Source organism: Sphingobacterium sp. UBA5670 (assembly GCF_002420705.1).
Taxonomy (GTDB): Bacteria; Bacteroidota; Bacteroidia; order Sphingobacteriales; family Sphingobacteriaceae; genus Sphingobacterium.
Genome location: NZ_DIIM01000005.1, coordinates 164,096 through 185,576, shown reverse-complemented (window position 1 = coordinate 185,576; position 21,481 = coordinate 164,096). Strand labels below are relative to the sequence as shown.

16 protein-coding genes are annotated in these 21,481 nt (G+C 40.6%); 7 read left to right on the top strand and 9 right to left on the bottom strand.

Annotated features, from left to right (window positions below; translation table 11 throughout):
• Positions 1 to 125: 125 nt before the first annotated feature.
• A complete protein-coding gene (locus B3C94_RS06330) occupies positions 126 to 446 on the bottom strand; it encodes a hypothetical protein (RefSeq protein WP_046672702.1) in 321 nt (106 codons plus the stop codon).
• Positions 447 to 573: 127 nt separating this feature from the next.
• Entirely contained in the window at positions 574 to 2,685 is a 2,112-nt protein-coding gene (locus tag B3C94_RS06325) for a M3 family metallopeptidase (protein ID WP_293900692.1), read from the bottom strand.
• A 170-nt stretch (positions 2,686 to 2,855) separates the two neighbouring features.
• Here B3C94_RS06325 and B3C94_RS06320 point away from each other — a divergent pair, with 170 nt between their 5' ends.
• Positions 2,856 to 3,932 (top strand): DUF4407 domain-containing protein, encoded by a 1,077-nt coding sequence (locus tag B3C94_RS06320; protein ID WP_293900689.1) that lies wholly within the window; start codon positions 2,856 to 2,858, stop codon positions 3,930 to 3,932.
• A gap of 90 nt (positions 3,933 to 4,022) precedes the next feature.
• On the opposite strand, the gene rmuC is transcribed toward B3C94_RS06320, so the two are convergent.
• Positions 4,023 to 5,345: a DNA recombination protein RmuC gene (gene rmuC, locus B3C94_RS06315; protein WP_293900686.1), complete on the bottom strand. Its 1,323-nt coding sequence runs from the start codon at positions 5,343 to 5,345 to the stop codon at positions 4,023 to 4,025.
• Positions 5,346 to 5,549: 204 nt separating this feature from the next.
• Positions 5,550 to 6,737 (bottom strand): formimidoylglutamase, encoded by a 1,188-nt coding sequence (locus tag B3C94_RS06310; RefSeq protein ID WP_293900683.1) that lies wholly within the window; start codon positions 6,735 to 6,737, stop codon positions 5,550 to 5,552.
• Between the two features lie 191 nt (positions 6,738 to 6,928).
• Here B3C94_RS06310 and B3C94_RS06305 point away from each other — a divergent pair, with 191 nt between their 5' ends.
• The 5 genes from B3C94_RS06305 (at position 6,929) to B3C94_RS06285 (ending at position 15,129) form a co-directional block, all read left to right on the top strand.
• On the top strand, positions 6,929 to 7,900 hold the full coding sequence (locus tag B3C94_RS06305) for an NAD-dependent epimerase/dehydratase family protein (RefSeq protein WP_293900680.1): 972 nt from the start codon (positions 6,929 to 6,931) through the stop codon (positions 7,898 to 7,900).
• Positions 7,901 to 8,094: 194 nt separating this feature from the next.
• Positions 8,095 to 9,387, top strand: coding sequence for an HAD-IB family phosphatase (locus B3C94_RS06300; RefSeq protein ID WP_293900677.1), 1,293 nt, complete (start codon positions 8,095 to 8,097; stop codon positions 9,385 to 9,387).
• Positions 9,388 to 9,523: 136 nt separating this feature from the next.
• Positions 9,524 to 10,108, top strand: coding sequence for a hypothetical protein (locus B3C94_RS06295; RefSeq protein ID WP_293900674.1), 585 nt, complete (start codon positions 9,524 to 9,526; stop codon positions 10,106 to 10,108).
• A gap of 292 nt (positions 10,109 to 10,400) precedes the next feature.
• On the top strand, positions 10,401 to 13,736 hold the full coding sequence (gene mfd, locus B3C94_RS06290) for a transcription-repair coupling factor (protein ID WP_293900671.1): 3,336 nt from the start codon (positions 10,401 to 10,403) through the stop codon (positions 13,734 to 13,736).
• 202 nt (positions 13,737 to 13,938) lie between these two features.
• The gene (locus B3C94_RS06285) at positions 13,939 to 15,129 is read left to right on the top strand and encodes a trans-sulfuration enzyme family protein (RefSeq protein WP_293900668.1); all 1,191 of its coding nucleotides are present in this window, start codon (positions 13,939 to 13,941) and stop codon (positions 15,127 to 15,129) included.
• Positions 15,130 to 15,217: 88 nt separating this feature from the next.
• Here the strand turns inward: B3C94_RS06285 and galK are convergent, their stop codons facing one another.
• The 5 genes from galK to B3C94_RS06260 form a co-directional block, all read right to left on the bottom strand.
• Complete coding sequence (gene galK, locus B3C94_RS06280; protein ID WP_293900665.1) at positions 15,218 to 16,369, bottom strand: galactokinase; 1,152 nt, start codon at positions 16,367 to 16,369, stop codon at positions 15,218 to 15,220.
• Position 16,370: 1 nt separating this feature from the next.
• Positions 16,371 to 17,420: a UDP-glucose--hexose-1-phosphate uridylyltransferase gene (locus B3C94_RS06275; RefSeq protein ID WP_293900662.1), complete on the bottom strand. Its 1,050-nt coding sequence runs from the start codon at positions 17,418 to 17,420 to the stop codon at positions 16,371 to 16,373.
• Positions 17,421 to 17,488: 68 nt separating this feature from the next.
• Entirely contained in the window at positions 17,489 to 18,763 is a 1,275-nt protein-coding gene (locus B3C94_RS06270; protein WP_293900659.1) for a metallophosphoesterase, read from the bottom strand.
• 13 nt (positions 18,764 to 18,776) lie between these two features.
• Positions 18,777 to 19,811 (bottom strand): ferrochelatase, encoded by a 1,035-nt coding sequence (hemH, locus tag B3C94_RS06265; protein WP_293900656.1) that lies wholly within the window; start codon positions 19,809 to 19,811, stop codon positions 18,777 to 18,779.
• 81 nt (positions 19,812 to 19,892) lie between these two features.
• On the bottom strand, positions 19,893 to 20,741 hold the full coding sequence (locus B3C94_RS06260; RefSeq protein WP_293900653.1) for a 4-hydroxy-3-methylbut-2-enyl diphosphate reductase: 849 nt from the start codon (positions 20,739 to 20,741) through the stop codon (positions 19,893 to 19,895).
• A gap of 287 nt (positions 20,742 to 21,028) precedes the next feature.
• On the opposite strand from B3C94_RS06260, the gene B3C94_RS06255 reads away from it, so the two are divergent.
• Positions 21,029 to 21,448 (top strand): nucleoside-diphosphate kinase, encoded by a 420-nt coding sequence (locus tag B3C94_RS06255; RefSeq protein WP_077437233.1) that lies wholly within the window; start codon positions 21,029 to 21,031, stop codon positions 21,446 to 21,448.
• Positions 21,449 to 21,481: the final 33 nt, after the last annotated feature.

Here is a 21,481-nt window from a genome sequence, read left to right as displayed (position 1 = left end):
AAAAGAACCCTCAGAATATATTCGCATACCAATATGCAACTATAACTGAGGGTTTTGTTTGTGCCTGTTGTCAACGCATAAGGAAAGAGAGATGAAACACAAGCGATGCAACAGGACTTTTTATCTTAATTATTCAGCATCCCATAGAACTCATTCATGTAATAAGATTCTTGGAGTGCATCTCTGAAATTCTGCCATTGTTCTTCATCAAATGAAAATACAATATCTGGATAAGGCGTCTTCATGATTAATCGAAATTCACCATCTGGAAATGTGCTAAAAAAGAGCTCATCACCATTACTTTTCGTAATATTCAAGAAATCGAAGAACTTATTCTTCGTAAATGTCAGTACAAAACTTTGTTGCCATATATAATAGGTTTGACACTTATGGCAAACACTGATATGGGTATCCCCTCTTTGGCTTAGAATCTTTGTATCACACATACTTACCTACATTTATTTAGACTCATTATAAATAATACTCAAATGTAAGAATAGTTTTTAGAATAACAAGTATCTGAACAAAAAAAAGGCGATATATTTCTATATCGCCTTTTTCGACTGGAGAAAATTAGTTTATTCCCCTCTTTTTCAATAGATATTTTGGATCTGGATCCGCACCTCTAAATGTACGGTACATCTTAGCAGGGTCATCTGTGCCTCCCTTTTCAAGGATATTTTTGCGGAAGGAATCTGCTGTCACTTGATCATACAATGATTTTTCCTTAAATGCGGCAAAAGCATCCGAGTCCAACACTTCAGACCAGATATAGGCGTAGTAACCGGCAGAGTATCCACCGGCGAAGATATGTTGAAAATATGTACTCCGATAACGTGGGATAATAGCATCAATAATTCCTATCTTTTTCATTGCGCCCTTTTCAAAAGCATTAATGTCTTTTGAAATTTCTTTTGTGGTAGCATGATAATCCATGTCTAACAACGCAGCAGAAAGGTATTCAACGGTTGCAAATCCCTGATCGAAGGTACCAGCCTTTTCCATTTTCTGAATCAATGAATCCGGCATTGCTTCTTTGGTTTTATAGTGCTTAGCATATGTTTTTAACACTTCGGGATCTGCGGCCCAATTTTCCATCACTTGTGAAGGTAGTTCAACAAAGTCACGTGGTACAGAAGTTCCCGCCATTGAGCGGTATCTTACATTGGAAAGAAGGCCGTGTAAAGCATGTCCAAACTCATGGAACAAGGTCGTTGCTTCATCAAATGTCAACAAGGCAGGATTTTTTCCCACTGGTTTTGTGAAATTGCATACGATCGAAATTACCGGAGCAACACGTTTGCCATCTTTTGTCGACTGGTTACGGTAAGAAGTCATCCAGGCACCGCCTCGTTTTGATTCGCGTGGGAAGAAATCAGCATATAGGAGACCTAAATGTGAACCGTCTTTGTCTTTAACTTCATACACTTCTACATCTTTATGGTAAGTTGGGACATTGTTTAAGGCGACGAATGTCAAACCATATAATTTATTGGCTACGGCAAACGCACCTTCACGAACTGCGGGAAGGCTCAAATAAGGTTTAATTTCGTCCTCGTTTAATGCGAACCGTTTCTTGCGTATAATTTCTGTATAATACCTCCAGTCGTAAGGAGCCACAGCAAAATTACCACCTTCGGCTTTAATTTCCTTCACAATATCTGCTTCTTCACCTTTCGCTTTTGCCAAAGCCGGTGTCCAAAGTTTATTTAATAGTGCATAGACATTGGTTGGATTCTTCGCCATGGATTCCTCTAGTACATAAGCCGCATGTGAAGAATAACCCAATAATTTTGCTTTCTGAAGGCGGAGATTAACAATTTTCTGAATGATCGCCTTGTTATCGTTGGTATTGTCTTGATTGCCACGCAGCTGATAGGCTTCCCAAAGTTGCTTTCTCAATTCACGATTTTTTGCATATTGAAGAAAGGGCATAATGGACGGGTTCTGTAAGGTAAATACCCACTTATCTTTCTTTCCTTTTGCTACGGCTTCCTCAGCTGCTGCCGTTTTCAACGATTCAGGTAAACCTTCCAATTGGCTCGCAGAATCAACAACAAGTGTATACGCATTCGTCTCAGCCAATAAATTTTGTCCGAATTGGGTGGTTAATGTTGAAAGTTCAGCATTAATCTTCTTCATTTTTTCCTTATCAGCATCCTTCAAATTTGCTCCGGAACGTACAAAACTCTTATAGGTTTCTTCTAACAGTTTATTATCCTGTTCGTCCAGTCCGAGTGTACTACGGTTACTCCAAACTGTTTTGATACGGTCAAATAATTTGGTATTCATTGAAATCTCATCGGAATGACTCGATAAGATCGGTGCCAGATCTTTCGCTATGGCCTGAATACTGTCATTAGTATTGGCGCTGTTTAAATTATAGAATACTGTAGATACATTGTTCAATAATCCACCCGCATTTTCTAAGGCGACTATCGTATTTTGAAATGTTGCTTTATCGGAATTATTGACTATCGTGTCAATTTCCAAATTATGTATTTTTATAGCCTCGTCAAAAGCTGACCTAAAATGCTCTGTTTTGATCTTGTCAAAAGGAGGTACATTGAACGGGGTCTCGTAAGCCAATAAAAGAGGATTATCTGTCATCACTTTTTTTTCCTCACAACCAACAAATGCAGTTGCCACTATCACAAAAAATGGCAAAAGTTGTCTTTTCTTCATATTATCTGATTATTCCTGATTTTTTTTCAAAGATAACAAAATTAGGCAAAAGCATAGGCTCCACTTACGGCGAGATGTTTAAGCCGAAAAACCGTCATCCTATTGTAAAACAAAAACTTATTCATAAACCTTGTTAAAAATAATCTGTCAATTTGGGTAAAAATATTTTAATGAGCGATATTAACCGTTTCTTTTGGAGGTGTGCGGGGGTACATCAAGAAACTCTTGAAAAATATCCGGAAGAACATAGTAAGTACACAGCCATAGGTGCTACTATTTTTTTTACGGGATTGTTTGCCAGCCTTTCGGGTGGTTATGCCATGTATTTCGTATTTAGTGGAGGAGCATTTGACTGGCTTTTGGCCATTGTATTTGGCATCATTTGGGGTTTAGCGATATTCAATATGGATCGCTATATTGTCCTCAGTATAAATAAATCCAAAAGTGGCCTTATGCAGCTTCTGCAGGCTCTTCCTCGAATTCTATTGGCAATTTTGATTGGTTTGGTTATCTCTCGACCGTTGGAGCTAAAAATCTTCGATAAAGAGATTCGAGAAAACCTTCGTGTACGTTTTCTTGCCGATCAACGCGCTAAAATTGACACGCTCAACAGTACTTTCAATAAAAAATATGCCAATGAGGTTTCACTTTTAAAATCGATTACAGTAGAACGTGATTCATTGGAAGCCAGTATTAAAAATGACCGTACAAAATTGAATTACGAGATATTCGGGAACAAAACAACTGAAACATCTGGTGTCATGGGGTATGGCCCCTATGCCAAAATGAAAGAAGAAGAGCTGAAGAAAAAAGAGGGCTATTTGGATACATTGCGAAGTAAAATAACGAACCAGCAAAACGCGATACGCCAGAAACAAAAATTTGAAGGTATATTGGATCAAAAGGTCTTATCCAACGCTTCTTTGGACAGCGCAGTCAATGTCGCTGGTTTTGCAGACCGCAACTCTGCGCTGGGCAATCTAAGGTACGATGCCAATGGAAAGGTTAACGAGTCCAATGCAAATGCTGTATTTTTTATCGCTTTGCTTTTTGTCTTTCTGGAATGTTTACCTGTAATTGTCAAACTGCTGGCAGGAAAAGATCCTTATGACAACGAAGTCCAAAACCAAAGGACCATTCATGATTATGAGTCGGACACCAATGTCACTGTTCAAAAAGAAGCTGTTGATCGTTTAAAGGATACGTATGTTGATGTTTCCATCAATAAGCGAATGAAAGAGCTTTAGTAGAATCGCTAACCTAAGTTAGCGGAGCAGGTTTTGCATTTCACAGCTAAAAATTATAAACGGGCTTCCCTTTCGGCAAGCCCGTTTTTGTTAATCTTCCTCATCCAAAAATTTGGAATCGATCTGTTTATTTGCTTTAGCCCCTAAACGTTTTAATTTCTCCACTTTCCCAATCACATTACCAGCTCCTGTAGAAAGCTTTTTAGTTGCATCTTCATGGCTTTTTAATGCGCGTTCCAACTGGTTTTGCACCTGTTCCATATCATTCAGAAAGCTCACAAATTTATCATAAAGGCTCCCCGCTTCTTTCGCTATTTCAATTACATTCCTGGTCTGACGTTCCTGTTTCCAGATACTTGCTATGGTACGAAGGGTTGCCAATAATGTAGAAGGACTGACGATGACAACTTTGCGATCCCAAGCCTCGCTAAACAAATCTGGTTTTTGGGCCACAGACATACTTAAAGCAGACTCTATTGGCATAAATAGCAACACAAATTCTGGCGACTCTATACCATATAACTCGTGATAGTTTTTTGCGGAGAGTTCCTTCACATGGTTTTCTACAGACTGTACATGCTGTTTTGCGAAAATTGCACGGTCTTCGTCTGTCTCAGCATTGACCCAACGTTCGTAGGCAATCAACGAAACTTTCGAATCCACAATCAGATGTTTATCTTCGGGAAGATCGATGATCGCATCGGGCTGCATTCTTCTGCCCTCTGCATCCATAAGAGACACCTGCAGTCTAAATTCCCGATCGCGCATAAGTCCCGAACGCTCCAAGACCCGCTCTAAAATTACCTCGCCCCAATTGCCCTGCTTTTTGGTATCCCCTTTTAATGCCTTGGTTAGGCTATTGGCTTCGTCTTTAATTTTAAGGCTCTGTTCGACCAGCTGGAGGACAACCCCCTTTAAAGAATTTCTTTCAGCTGCTTCCTGATTGTAATTTTTATCGACTTTCTCTTCAAACAATTTGATTTTTTCTTTCAACGGATCCAAGATCAAGCCCAGCGAACGATGGTTTGTCTCGGTAAACTTTTGAGTCTTCTCTTCCAGTATTTTATTAGCGATGACCTGAAATTCATTGTTGAACTGTCTTTTAATCTCGGCGATTTCATTCTTCTGTTCTTGAAATTTATCGAGCTGCGCCTCATAAAATGAACGTGTACTCTCTAAAGACCGCTCTGCGACCAGAAGATTCTCTCGCTCCTTATCCAATTCATTTTTTAGCATGACCCGCTCTTCGAGCAAACTTTGTTCGCGCTGTTGCGATCTAGCGAGCTCAATTTTTAGTGTTTCAACCTCCTTATTGTACGCAGGACCAGCACTGGTATCGGTATTCTTTTTGAGCACCAATACGATCAAAATGACCAATAACAACACAATTCCCGCAAAGAAAAATATTTCCATGATTTGTATTTTCTGAAGATGGTGTATACTTACCTGAGCAGGTTTGTTTTGCCATCATTGCATTTAATTAAACCTATAACGTCCTAAATTTAATGGATTAGCGCTACTAAAACACCGATAAAATCAATCGGTTATCTTTTTGCACGGTGTATTATACGCGTCTTTATGGTAAAGCGTAATACCTATGTCCCACTTAGTGGCAAACTATTGTAACTTTTGGTGTGTTTTCCACCATAGGTCGGGCATTTCACCTGAAACAGCCAATTGGTAATCTTCATAACGGCAAGGCACAAGGTAATAACGCTCATTAACAGATTTGGACCCAAAATAAGGCACCTGAATCCACCAACGGTCTGATTTTTTACTTTTCACAAAGACCAATTCATGCTCTTCGTTTTCCAGTGTCGTGCGGTAAATGATATAAGATGATTTGGGGTACAGCGGCGTATCTTGTTTACGGTTGTAGTAACCATCAATAAAGCACCAGATCATCTGGGATACCAGCATCGCGGTTTGCTCCATCGGATCAAATGTTGGATTGAATTCATAAAAACCAATGGAGGAGCATTTATCCGACATCCCTGCATAGCGGGCAAGCTGACAAGCCTCATCACCATATAGTCCATTCGGCATGGCATTGGCATTTCCCGGTGCTTCGGAGGCCCGAATGGCTCCAATATCAAAACTAATTAAATCTGCCGCTCGGATCAAAGGCTCAGATTGGTCCATTTTACCGGCAATCATACCGACCCGCGTCGCATTAAAAAATAGTTTATCATACATATTGATAGACTCTTTACTGACGAGGTAGGTTTGATAGGCTATGGCATTTAAATTGAATAAATAGTCTGGCTGATGCAAGATAATATGATTCACATAAGATCGGGAATTCAGGCTTACATTTTCGGCATTTTCCTCATCAAGGTCAAAACGTGCATCTATAATCGCCAGCTCTATCTTTCGCTCCAAATTTTGGTATCCCAAATATTGCGCATAGGTAAGGTCCTGTCCACCGCCAATGATAATCGGAAGAATATTCTCTTTGACGAGTTCTTCGACTACAGATTTTAGAGCGATATAGGTATCCTGAATTGTATTACCGGCTTTGATATTTCCTAAATCAACGATATCCATCTTATAATCGCCCTGATAGAGTGCATAAAGGTGTTTCCTTACAGCATCCGGTGCTTTATCCGTTCCATTATTATTCATGGATGCACGGTCTTCCTCCACACCGACAATAGCCAACTGAGGTTGTTTATCTGCTTCCCAGCTCGGAAAATCTGTTTCATAGGCTTGAACAACGTTTCCAAGTTGAGAACTCAAGAACCCATGCTCAGGAGCAAAACCTGTAATTGAAATCGGGCTAAAGAATACGGACAGTGATGACATAAGCTATAATTTGTAAAATTTCCTCTTTGTTCTGAAAGCGACTGTTTTAATTGGACTGAAAGAATCTACCTTGGCTTTCATGGTGTTTGATACCTGCGAAAGCATGCCGTTTTTTTCAGGATGCAATTCACACAAATATCCATTTATTAACTAACTTTTGAAAACATTATTTTTAACAGTATCTTTATCAGGTGATATTAATAACTGGAGGAACAGGTTTTTTAGGGTCTACACTAATCAGACAGTTGATAGACCAAGGAATTGACGTCATTGCCATCAAAAGAGCTCAATCGACCATTCCGGCCTCGTTGTTATCTTCTTCGTTGGTTCAATGGATCGACGCAGATATCAACAATTATTTTGAATTGGAAGATGCACTTGAAGGGGTCACCAAAGTATTCCATTGTGCAGCATTGGTTTCTTATCAAAAAAAAGATGCTAAATCGCTCTTTAACGTAAATGTGGAGGGAACAGCAAATGTGGTCAATCTTTGCCTTGAAAAGGGCATTCGTCTGCTCCATGTAAGTTCCATCGCGGCTTTGGGTACAAATAGAGACAACCTGCCGATATCCGAGAAGGACCATTGGGAACACAATTCATTGACATCCAACTATTCGTTATCAAAATATCAGGCAGAGATGGAGGTCTGGCGTGGCATTACCGAAGGTCTAAATGCAGTTATTGTGAATCCCTCCGTAATTTTAGGCGCAGCAGCAAATGATAAAGGCTCCGGAGCTATTTTTTCGATGATCAACAAAGGCTTACGATTTTACCCGAAAGGAAGTGTTGGTGTTGTTGACGTAGAAGATGTTGCGGCGATCATGATTCAATTGATGGAAAGAGAAGATGTTGCCGCTGAACGTTATATCATCAATCATCTCAATATAAGCAACAAGGATCTATTGAGCGTGGCAAGTGTATTAATGAACAAGCCTGAACCGACCATCGAGGTTTCTGAGACCTTACTTCAAATTGCCTCTACTTTTTCCAGTATGCTTTCCGTATTTAAAAAATCGGATACGACATTGACAAAGGAAACAGCAGCAGCCTCAAGTGCCAAATTGCAGTATTCAAATGCGAAAATCCAATCGCTCCTTAGCCACAGTTATCGGCCTTTGGAACAGACATTAAAGGAAATTGCAGATTTATATAACAAACAGTAAAACTATAATATAACAAACAACCGAACCTTGAACCCATCGTGAGTAACATCAATCATTAAATAGAGTGCAATCCCGCTGCTAGTTTCACCGCCTTTAATCAGCTTATTTTTAAAGGAAACCATCGGAAAACTACCCCTGTCGGAGATCAACTTTCAGCTATAGTGCTCATGATCGTTTCATAAAAAAATAATAAGATGAAAAACTATTACATCATTGATTTTGATAGTACATTTACACAAGTAGAGGCACTTGATGAACTTGCACGGATCTCTCTTGAAAACCATCCGGATCGCGAATCTATCTACGAGGAAATCGAGCGGTACACCAATCTTGCCATGGAAGGTAAGCTTTCTTTCCGCGAGGCGCTAGCGGGTCGCGTAAAGCTCCTAAATGCCAATAGATCACATCTGGATAAACTTGTTTCGCATCTTAAGAAAAAGGTTTCAACCTCTTTTTCCCGGAACCGTGAGTTCTTCAAAAAACATGCTGACACGGCATGGATTGTTTCAGGAGGTTTTAAAGAATTTATTACACCTGTTGTGACGCCCTATCATATCAAGACTGAAAATATCTATGCCAATACATTCAGATTTGATGAAGAAGGTAATATTATCGGTTTTGATGAGGAGAACCCCCTATCAAATGAAGGTGGAAAGGTGCAATTATTAAAGCAATTAAATATTGAAGGAAGACTGTTTGGCATTGGCGACGGTTATTCAGATTTTCAACTGAAGGAATCGGGGTTAATTGAAAAGTTCTTTGCATTCACAGAGAATATCCAACGTAAAAGCGTGACTGAGAAAGCAGATTTCATTACGCCAAGTTTTGATGAATTCTTATATGTAAATGACTTGCCCCGTGCAATATCCTATCCTAAAAACCGTATCCTCTGTCTGATCGTGGGTGATGTGCCAGAAATAGCAGCTCATATCTTAAAAAGAGACGGGTTTTCTATCCGGACAAAAGACACTTTCGAAGAAAAGTATGTGAAGGATGTCGGCATGCTTCTCCTGGGCGACAATATCGACATCAGTGACGAACTGCTTCAGCAGGCCGACAAATTAAAAACAATCGGATATTTGGGCGATATCAAAGGGCATATCAATAAGGATATCTGCAATGCTAAAGGTATTGTCGTTTTCGATGATAAGAAAAATAAAAAGAAAAATTCAGAGTTTATTCCGCGTCGGATGGCCGATTTTATCAACAATGGTGATACATATTTAAGTCGCAACTTCCCAAATCTGATTTTACCAAAAGTAAAACAGGTAACAAGATTGCTGCATATCCACCAAAACGTTCCCGGAATTATGGCTCAGATCAATAAGGTCTATGCTCAAAATAACATCAATATCGTTGCTCAATTTCTAATGACCAAAAGTGACATTGGCTATGCGGTAACCGATATACAAGGTGAATATGATAAAGATCTATTGAAACAACTCAAACAGATCGACAATACAATTAAGTTCAGAATATTGTATTAATAGCAAGCGGCTATAAATATGTGAGTAGTTATTGCCAACATAAATTCCGGCTTATGAAACGAGAAATTTATTCAGGTACGCTGTCAGTGTGCCTGAATTTTCGCTCAACAACTCTTTTTACACTAAAACACAGATTATGTCCTTACATCAAGATGCCGAACTAAAGAAAGCTGTCCTTGACCTACCACAAAAGGAAAAAGACAAACTCCTCGTCCGCTTGATAAGCAAGGACAAAATGCTGATCAAGCAATTGCATTTCCAATTACTGGAAAATGAGTATGATTTAGAAGATCGTATTGAGAAGCTACGTCAGCAACTGGCGCAATTGTTCGATATTGGTTTAAGCCAGATCGCCAACACAGCACATCACAGTAACTTTATTGCGTTGAGCAAGCTGGTGAAGCAAGCAAGTGGGTTAGTCAATGAGCACGAAAAAGTCACCAAGGACAAAAATAGCGAAGTAGAATTTAGATGTTATATCCTGAAGCGTGCCATTGCCGACTACGACAGGCTTTTCGACTCCTCTTATCAGTCTGCTGCCCACAAATTGCATAAATATATAACAGGGCGTATCAAACATGCGGTGGGTAAATACAGTAAACTTCATGAAGACTTTCAGTTTGACTATCGGGAAGATTTTCAAAATACACTAGACGCTTTTGGTAATACAACACTTAAAAGCTATATTAGTGAACAGAAGATTGACCTCGACCTAAATTAGTTATGAGAAATAGTAAAAACCGTGTTAAAATTGGATCCTTTCATGTTACAGCTTACGAGCAATACAAATTAATTTACTTGGCCACATTGTTGGTTTTGCTCGCTTTTGCCTATACCTTTTACCTGGCCCAATAAAATCAGTACAGATTAATCAGCCTGTTACTTTTGAAAGGCTTTAAAGTATCTCCTTCTTAACGAGCAAGTCAGCCATTTTTTTACCAAAAAATTTAGCACTTCATACCCAATACTTGATACTATTTCGTTAAATTCGCAATTATTCGAAATTTTTGCTCGTGGGAATTCAAGAAATATTAGAAAAATACAGCCAAAGCGAAACTGTCCAGTCGCTTACCAAGGCTATGCAGTCCAAAAACCCCAAGATCCAGCTGAAAGGGCTTATTGGATCTTCGGACGCATTTATAGCCGTATCTTCTTACAACTTACAGGAACGTCCGATGGTCTTTATCTTACCGACTCATGAAGACGCTTCTTATTTTTTAAGTGATCTGGAAAGCCTGCTGGATAAACAGGTTCTTTTTTTTCCTTCGTCTTATCGTAAATCGTTTGATTTTACACAAACTGACTCTGCCAATGTATTGCAACGTGCGGAGACGTTAAGTTCACTTAACCACACATCCGAATTGCCTAAAATGGTGGTTACGTATCCGGAAGCTATTGCGGAGAAAGTAATCAACCGGAATGATCTGGATAAGAATACACTGGAAATAACTGAAAATACAGCTTTAAGCATTGATTTCATCAACGAATTTTTAATCGAATATGATTTCGAACGCGTTGACTTTGTGTATGAACCGGGGCAATTTGCAATACGCGGTGGCATCGTAGATATCTATTCTTTTTCGAATGACCTCCCATACCGTATTGAATTCTTTGGCGATGACATCGAAAGCATACGGACATTTGACATTGAGTCCCAACTGTCTGTCAAAAAAATCCACAAAGTAACCATTGTACCAAATGTCCAAGCGAAATTCCTGACATCCCAGCACATTTCCTTATTGGAATATGTAGATCGAGACGCTACGATCTGGATCAAAGATGCTCAATTTACCTTGGATATTGTTAAAGATGGCCTAAAGAAAGCAGAAAAATTATGGGCGGGATTAACAGATAAGCAGAAAAAGGACAACCCGGAATGGCATAATCCAGCCCATGAATTTACAGACGAGAAAAACCTCAATGCCTTATTTTTCGAGTTCCCCGTCATCGAATTCGGCAAACAGTTTTTTTATAAATCCGAAGTAAGCCTCAAGTTCGATATCCACCCGCAACCTTCGTTCAATAAGGATTTTAATCTCTTAATCCATAATTTCAAAGAAAATGAAGGCCAGCGCATCCAGAATCTTATCTTTTCAGATTCAACAAAACAGGTTGAGCGCATTTATACCATCCTAGAAGACCTCGATAAGTCGGCAACCTTTATTCCAATTCATAAAGCTTTACGTGAAGGCTTTAGAGACGACAGTTTAAAACTGGCCTGCTATACGGATCACCAAATATTTGACAGGTATTATAAATACAAACGTAAGAAAGCTTACGAGCGTTCGCAGGCAATCACGCTCAAGGATTTGCGGGATCTCAAACCCGGAGATTTCATCACTCATATTGATCACGGTGTCGGCCGTTATGGCGGCTTGGAAAAAGTAGATGTTAACGGTAAATCTCAAGAAATGATCCGCTTGATCTATGCAGACAATGATCTTCTGTATGTGAACATCAACTCTTTAAACCGTATCTCCAAATATTCGGGTAAAGAGGGCACAGTCCCCAAAATGAATAAACTGGGTACAGATGCCTGGGACAAACTCAAGAAGACAACCAAGAAAAAGGTTAAAGATATTGCGCGCGACCTGATCATGCTCTATGCCAAACGCAAAGCACAACATGGGAATGCATTTTCACCGGACAGTTACTTACAGAATGAGCTAGAGGCTTCGTTTATCTATGAAGATACGCCCGATCAGGAAAAGGCTACTGCTGATGTAAAAAAAGATATGGAATCGCCGCATCCGATGGACCGGCTGATCTGTGGGGATGTTGGCTTCGGAAAAACGGAGGTTGCCATCCGTGCGGCCTTCAAAGCTGTAGCAGACAGTAAACAAGTTGCTGTCCTGGTACCGACGACTATCCTGGCATTGCAGCATTTCCGGACATTTTCGGAGCGTCTAAAGGGCCTTCCATGCACGATCGACTACATCAACCGTTTCAAAACAACGAAACAGATTAAAGATACTTTAGCACGGCTCGCTGAAGGGAAAATAGACATTATCATCGGTACACATCGTCTTGTTAGCAAAGACGTCAAGTTCAAAGATCTTGGTCTGATGATTATCGATGAGGAGCAAAAGTTTGGCGTTACCGTAAAAGAAAAATTGAAAGTCATGCGCGCGAACGTGGATTCGCTGACATTAACAGCAACCCCTATACCGAGGACCTTGCATTTTTCATTGATGGGAGCCCGCGATCTGAGTATCATCTCGACTCCGCCACCCAACCGCCAGCCTGTACAGACCGAACTCCACGTTTTCAATGAAACACTGATCGGAGAGGCCGTCAGTTACGAACTTGATCGTGGTGGACAGGTATTCTTTATCCATAACCGCGTGGCAGATCTTCCGCAGCTGGGCAATTTGATCCGCAAACTGGTTCCAGGAGCACGGGTCGGTGTTGCACACGGCCAATTGGAGGGTGATGAGCTCGAGGATGTGATGCTCAAGTTTATCAATCACGATTTTGATGTCTTAATCGCAACAACAATTATTGAAGCGGGTCTTGATATTCCAAATGCCAATACGATTATTATTAATCATGCACATATGTTTGGCCTCAGTGACCTGCACCAAATGCGGGGTCGGGTCGGCCGCTCCAATAAAAAGGCTTTCTGTTATCTGCTGAGCCCACCACTGTCAACGTTAACATCGGAAGCCTATAAACGACTTTCTGCGATAGAAGAGTTTTCAGAACTGGGCTCTGGATTTAATGTTGCTATGCGCGATTTAGATATACGTGGTTCGGGCAACCTCCTGGGTGGCGAACAGTCGGGATTTATTGCAGAGATCGGTTTCGAGATGTATCATAAAATCTTAGACGAAGCCATTCAGGAGCTGAAAGAAGATGAATTTTCGGAAGTATTCGCGGATGAGAAGGAACGAAAGTATGTATCCTTTACGCAGATTGACACAGACCTTGAGGTATTGATCCCAGATGAATATGTGACGAATATTACGGAACGGTATAATCTATATACGGAACTCTCCAAACTGGAGAATGAGCAGCAATTGGCAGCCTTTGAGAAAGAGCTTGAAGATCGTTTTGGTCCTATCCCACGGGAAGTCTTTGAATTATTCAATACCCTTCGTTTACAGTGGTTTGGCAAAACCATCGGATTCGAAAAAATAGCCTATAAAAAGCATACGCTGAAAGGTTATTTTGTCAACAATCCAAAATCCAGCTACTTTGAATCAGACCAGTTTGGCCGTGTACTGTCCTTTGTACAAAGCCATCCCGAAATAAGCAATCTAAAGGAGGTGAAAGGCCAGCTACGGTTAGCGCTAAACAATGTGAATACCATTGGATACGCGTTGAACCTTCTAAAAGAAATGTTGTAATATGTATTGATGCATCCGATATAAATAAAATCTACTCAATACGTAGATTTTATTTATATTTGATAGACAAGACAACCTTCTTCGGGGCTATTTGCACCAACAATGCTTTCAAACGAATTGAAGGTTCCTTACGATCAAAGATGCGACAAGTTCGTGTTATGGAGACTTAAGGCAATACAAAGCATCAATCAACATTATTAGTATGGCAACCAATACCGAAACGATACTCGTCCATGAGGGACAGCAATTCAACCAGACATCTGCAGTAACTACTCCAATCTATCAGACATCCACCTACATTGCAGATCCTGACCCAGCGGAATACATCAAGGCTGCTACCGAACCGAAACACCCTTATTTTTATCATCGTCATGGCAACCCGACGAATAGCCAAGTAGCGTCCATCCTCGCAAAATTGGAAAAAACAGAGGATGCACTTGTATTTGCAACAGGTATGGCAGCGATTAGTACCGCCATATTGGCCATCGTTAAATCGGGGGATCATATTGTCGCCCAACATGCACATTATTCAGGTACAGCTATTTTCTTTAAGGAGTTCTTAACGGATTATGGCATCACAGTTACAGCTGTGGATCAGACAGATGTTTCAGCATTTAGAGAGGCGATTCAGGCAAATACCAAGCTGATTTATATAGAGACTCCATCGAATCCAAATCTCCATATCACGGACCTAAAAGCGATCGGAGAACTCGCCAAACAACATGGGATTCAGAGTATGGTCGATAATACATTTGCCTCCCCTATCAACCAAACACCGACAGATTTTGGAATTGACGTCGTTGTCCACAGCGCCACGAAATATTTAGGCGGACATAGTGATCTTACTGCTGGTGTCGTCTGCGGTACGCGGGACTATATTGCCCGTGTATGGAAGCGATCGGTCGCTTTGGGGGCATCACTTGCACCGCTTGACTCCTGGTTATTGTTACGCGGATTGAAAACGTTAAGTCTACGTGTGAAACAGATTAATGCAAATGCCATTCAGCTGGCTGAATTTTTGGACCAGCACCCAAAAATTAAGAAGGTCAGTTACCCCGGGTTACCCAATCATCCCCAACATGAGCTCGCAGCGCAACAAATGAGCGGGTTTTCGGGTATGCTTTGTATGGAGCTGAACGGTAAAGATGAAGAAGAAGCTTTTTCAAATGCGCAGACATTCATCAATGGTCTCCATATCTTTATCAACGCGGCCAGTCTAGGTGGCGTGGAGTCTCTTATTGTGCATCCGGCCAGCATGTGGGGCGGTCATCATACGAAGGAACAGAAAGAAGCTTCGGGAATTACGCAGGGCATGTTGCGCATCTCTGTTGGAATCGAACATATCGATGATTTAATTGCCGATTTAAAACAGGCTTTAGATCAACTTAACTAACACTTATGTGCTAAGTCTTTATCAAAAAGGGCAAAAAATAAGGGGAATAGCACGTTAATGTTATTCCCCTTACTGTACCTATTTTTTATTAAAGTACGCGGGTACCGTCGGCAATCCTGACCTGAATGACCGAAAGTTCTTTATCAAATTTCTGTTTGTATTCTTTTTCGAGTGTTGGCAAAATTGAAGGTAATACACCTTCTTTGACAATATTGATCGTACAGCCACCGAAACCACCGCCCATCATTCGGGCACCGATCACCTCAGGAAACTGTTTGACATAATCTACCAAATAATCCAATTCCGGACAGCTCACTTCATATACCTTGCTCAACCCCTCATGGCTTTGAAAAATATACTGTCCCAACTGAACAACATTGCCCGAACGCAGTGCATCGCAAGATTTCTCTACGCGCTCATTCTCACGGACAACAAAGCTTGCCTTAGCGTAAATGTCAGCATCTTTGCCTTTAACCAATTCATCGAGCATCTCGACGGTTACATCACGCAAATTCTTAACCGTTGGATATTTTTCCCGCACCCAGGCAGAAGCCTGCTCACACTGTTCACGACGTGTATTGTAAGCTGTAGAAGCTAATGAGTGTTTTACGTTTGTATTCAATAATACAACTTCATAACCTTTAAGATCAAGTGGAACATACTCGAATCCCAATGTACGGCAATCCAACTTGATAACATTTTTTTCTTTCCCAAAGGCCGATGCAAACTGATCCATGATACCACACATCACACCAGCATACGTATGTTCAGCTTTTTGGGCTATCTGTGGAATATCCAGTTGCTCCACCTTCAGATCAAACAATTCGCTGAGTGCTAAGGTAACGGCACATTCAACGGCTGCTGAAGAGGATAACCCTGCCCCCAGTGGTACATCGCCATCGATATACAAGTTGAACCCACCAAGCGTTGCCCCACGTTTCTGATACTGATCGACTACCCCGAGAATATAGTTTGGCCAATGTTTTTCTGAGATAGCGATCTCCGCTAATTTTACCTCATGGCGTTCCTGATAATCTTCTGCGTACAATACGATCGTATCATCCGAACGCTTGCTTACAGCAACATAAATTGCTTTATCAATCGCTGCAGGCAATACAAAACCATCATTGTAATCTGTATGTTCGCCGATAATATTAATGCGTCCGGGGGAAGAAACCACAAGCGGTTCTTCTTGATAGTGTTCTTTAAATTTATTTACAATTGTATCTTTTGTTATCATGTTATTTAGCTTTATAATGTACTGTCGAACAATTTCGCAACTGTTCTGCGGCAACTTCCGGTGTGATATCACGTTGTGGATTTGCTAGCATTTCATAACCAACCATAAACTTTTTAACGGTAGCAGAACGTAACAGTGGTGGATAGAAGTGCATATGCCAATGCCACTCCGGGTGGTCACCATCATTTACTGGCGCCTGATGCATTCCTGCAGAATAGGGGAAGGATGTTTTGAAGAGATTGTCGTAACGCGTTGTCAATAGCTTGAGTATGGCGGCAAAATCCGTCTTTTCCTTCTCGTCAAACCCAGCAATGTTTTGGATAGATCGTTTGCTGACAATCATCGTTTCGTAAGGCCAGGCCGCCCAAAAAGGGACTAGAGAAACAAAAGAATCATTTTCGTCTATAATGCGTTCCTCTTTTCTCAACTCCGCTTTAACATAATCTGACAGGATCGTACGTTGATATTTATTGAAATAGTGCTGTTGCTGAACACATTCTTTCTGGATTTCTACAGGCAAATGATTTTGTGACCAGATCTGTCCGTGGGGATGTGGGTTACTACAACCCATGATTGCACCTTTGTTCTCAAAAATCTGGATGTATTTGATCCATTCAACCTTGGATAGTTCCACAAACTCTTTTTGCCAAAGATCAACCACAGCCTTTATAGCTACCGGATCCATTTCTGGAAGTGTAAGATCGTGACGCGGGGTGAATGCAATGACTTTACAGATTCCTCTTTCAGTCTCTGCGACAAACAGTTCATCCTCATTAAATTCCTGCTGGCTTGTATCTTTTAATAAAGCTGAGAAATCGTTCACAAAGACAAAACTTTCTTTATAATCTGGATTGATATCACCGTCTGCTCGTTTATTTGTGGGACACAAATAGCATTGTGGATCATATTCCGGTCTATTATCCCCGGGAAGATCTTCTACTTGCCCTTGCCATGGTCTTTTACTACGATGCGGAGACACAAGTACTTTTTCCCCGGTAAGAATATTAACACGTGTGTGGGGAGAGTCCCCAAAGTTTAAAGTTGATTGCATGTTATGTATAACTGGTGTACAGAATACACAATTATAGCTATATTAACTCAAAAGTCAAAGGGGATTTTTTATGCGTTAAACTTTGGGTCTTGCGCTTTTAGCAATTCGAATATGGTAATTTCAGGCAGAATTCCAACACGTCCTGGATAACCCAAAAAGCCATAGCCGACATTAACATATAATCGTTTGTTCTGTTGCGCACGATAAAGCCCGGCCCATTCCTTATAGATATATTGCACCGGACTCCATTGCAGCATCTCGGACCTTACACCAAATTGCATCCCATGTGTATGTCCAGCAAACATCACATCCACATCAGTATCCAATACTTGAGCCCGCCAATGCGAAGGATCGTGAGATAACAGTAACTTAACGGGCTGCTCTTCGGTACCCATTAACGCTTTCTTGATATCGCCATGTTTCGGAAAACGACCTGTCCCCCAATTCTGAACCCCGACAATACAAAGCTCTTCACCGTCGACCTTAATTTTACGATTTTCGTCCATTAAAAGATCCCAGCCCATGATTTTATGAACATCGATAACATCCTGGAGGTTTTTGCGTTTTGCAGGAGAATCTTCCTTCCCATAATAATAATCGCCATAGTCATGGTTACCCAGCGTAGAGAATACACCTAAGTCGGATTTCACACGGGCAAAAATATCCTGATAATCGCGCATTTCAGAAGCCTGGGAATTCACGATATCACCTGTAAAGAAAGTCACATCGGCTTTTTCCTTTAAAAGCATATCAATACCACCCGTGACGGCTTTCTTATTATAGAACGAGCCGGAATGCACATCGGAGATCTGTGCAATGGTCATTCCGTGGAATGCTTTGGGTAAATTGGGTAAATACAATGGAACTCTTCGGACACGATAGTCATAAGCTCCTGAAATAATACCCCAGCTCAACGGAATCAGTGGTGAAGCCCCAACAAGGATACCAGCCTTCGTTAAAAATTCGGATCGGCTAATACCTTTCACTGGATTTTCCGGTAAAGGGTCGCCAGCATCTTCGACCAAGTCCTCGACAGATCTCTTCTTCGCAAAAAGGCGTTTCAACCAAACTCCTCCGCGTCGGATATCATCAATCAATAAAATCAGGAAGAAAAATATCTTTGAGGCGGCAGTCAGAAAGAAAGCGACCAAGATAACCGAACGAACGATTAAAGGAATACTATATTGTGCTGAGATAAAAACGCCTAATAAAAGTAAAACAGAATAAGACCACCATAAGATGGAAAATACTTTTGTTTTGGGAAATTTGATCTTCGTTGCGCGGAGCGCAAAGAAAATATAAAAATCTAATATGAGTAATACACAAGCGTTTACTAACAACATCTTTTACCTATTTTTAATTCTTGGCATTAAGCGCCAATTGTTTTAAAGATTCGATCCATTTGGGATCATCATTAAGACTCTCTACCAAACACACTTCCTCCCCACCTAAATGTTTAAATTCATTAGCATATTCCACGCCAATTTCATCAATGGTCTCGATACAATCCGCTACAAACGCGGGACTGAAAATTAATAACTTCTTATAACCCTTTGCGGCAAGATCATGCAATAAATCGGAAGTATAAGGCTGTATCCAGGGCTCTTTACCTAGACGGGATTGAAAGCAAAGCGAATATTGTTCTTTTTTTAACCCGAGCTTTGCAGCTATCGTCCGTGTTGTCGCATAACATTGAGAAAGATAGCAGTATGAATTGGCAGTTGTTTTACAGGAATCGCAGCCTGATTCGGGGCATTTAAGCTGACCTGTCGGATCAACTTTACCAAGCTGTCGTACAGGAAGCCCATGATAGCTAAACACAAAATGGTCAAAACTTTCCAAATCGTGCCTGCGAGCATGATCCGCATAAGTTTCTGCCATTAAATCATCTGTACAGAAATTGCTTACAAAACTGATCTCCGGTAGGTAATTCCATTTACGAATTAGCTCCATCACACGATCAATGACTGATCCTGAAGTCGCGGAAGCATACTGTGGAAATAGAGGAATGACGCGAATAGACTCCAAAAATAGACCTTCCATATTTTTCAATGCGGCCTCAATTGATGGATTTTGATACCGCATCGCTAATTCAACATGGTATTCTTCGCCCAATGCTTCCTGCAACAGATCGCGTTGCAAAACACTATAATGCATCAAAGGCGAACCCGTTTCTTTATCCCAGATCGTTTCGTATACTTTTGCAGATTTGGGAGCACGTGTACGTGCAATAATCCCTTTTACCAATAGGGTTCGTTGAAAATAAGGAATATCAATAACTCGCGGATCCATTAGGAACTCCGTTAAATATTTTTTTACATCTGGAGTAGTGGGACTATCAGGTGTACCCAATTGTACTAAAAGAATTCCTTTTTTGCCTTTATTGCTCATAGCTTACAAAGCTACGCAAAAAAGAATGCACTCAGGATCTAAACCGTGGAATTATGAAATATCTGTGACGGGTAATTGCGCCTATAACGCTTCTAAACTTGCTTTTACGTCGCGCATTAACCACATCGGTGTCGAAGTAGCTCCACAGATGCCGATACGGTCATTTTCAGCAAACACCTTTGCGTCCAATTCGGCCGGATCAGAAATAAAATAGCTAGCTGGATTTGCGTTTTGGCAAACTTCAAAAAGTACTTTGCCATTGGAGGATTTCTTACCGGAAACAAAAACAATCTTGTCATATTGTCGGGCAAAAGCCCCTAAATCTTCATATCGATTGGACACTTGCCTGCAGATGGTATCGTTAGCTTTGACTTCATAACCACGCTTGATCAATTCATCTTTGATCGCATAAAATTTATCGACGCTCTTTGTTGTCTGGCTATATAGGGTAAATGATGAAGGCAGTTCAACCTGATCCAATTCGGCAATATCCTGAAAAACCAAGGCCTCGTTATTTGTCTGCCCCTGTAAACCGATCACTTCGGCATGCCCATGCTTTCCGAAGATTAAGATTTTCTCTTTTTGATCGAACGATGTTTTTATACGATTCTGCAATTTAAGAACAACCGGACAAGAAGCATCGATTAAGGTTATATTATTTTCCAATGCAATACGGTAGGTCTCCGGAGCTTCTCCGTGCGCACGGATCAACACCTTTTCATTGCTCAATGTTGGAAGCACACTATGATCGATGATCCGTAAACCTTTTGCTTTCAAGCGGGCAACTTCCTCGTCATTATGAACAATATCTCCTAAACAATAAAGATAACCGTCTTCTTCCAAAATCTCCTCCGCCATATCAATAGCGTATACTACTCCAAAGCAAAAGCCTGAATCTTTATCGATGTCTACTGTTAGATTTAATGCCATAATATCACAAAGTTACGTATTCGCATTGAACTTAGATCAATTGTTTTTTTACTTTTCTTGAAATGGTCAGGTTCACCGGCCTTGTTACATTATCACCCAAAAGATATTGTTGCAGAACATGAAGGAATACCAGTTGCCTTACACCTAAAGATTCGGGGCAGCATGCAAGAATTTCACGGTTAAGGAGATATTAAGTTATTAAGTTTATCAAGAATTGTGTCTATATGAAGCGTAATGATATTGCATATGAAAAGCAATTTATCTAATTTTGCAAAAAAATTAAAATAATGGCAACTAACAGAACATTTACGATGATCAAACCTGACGCTGTAGCGAACGGTCACATCGGTGCAATCTTAAACGATATTATTGCTGGTGGTTTTAAAATCATTGCAATGAAATACATTCAACTTTCTAAAGAAACAGCCGGTGCATTCTATGCAGTACACAAAGAGCGTCCTTTCTACGGTGAGTTGGTCGAATTTATGACTTCAGGTCCTATCGTTGCTGCAATCTTAGAAAAAGATAATGCTGTTGAAGATTTCCGTACATTGATCGGTGCTACTAACCCTGCTGATGCGGCTGAAGGTACGATCCGTAACAAATACGCAAAATCAATCGATGCAAATGCTATCCACGGATCTGATTCAGATGAGAATGCTGCTATCGAAGGAAACTTCTTCTTCTCTCAATTTGAAAGATTCTAGTCGTTAGAAACAACATAAAAAAAGCGCTTTACA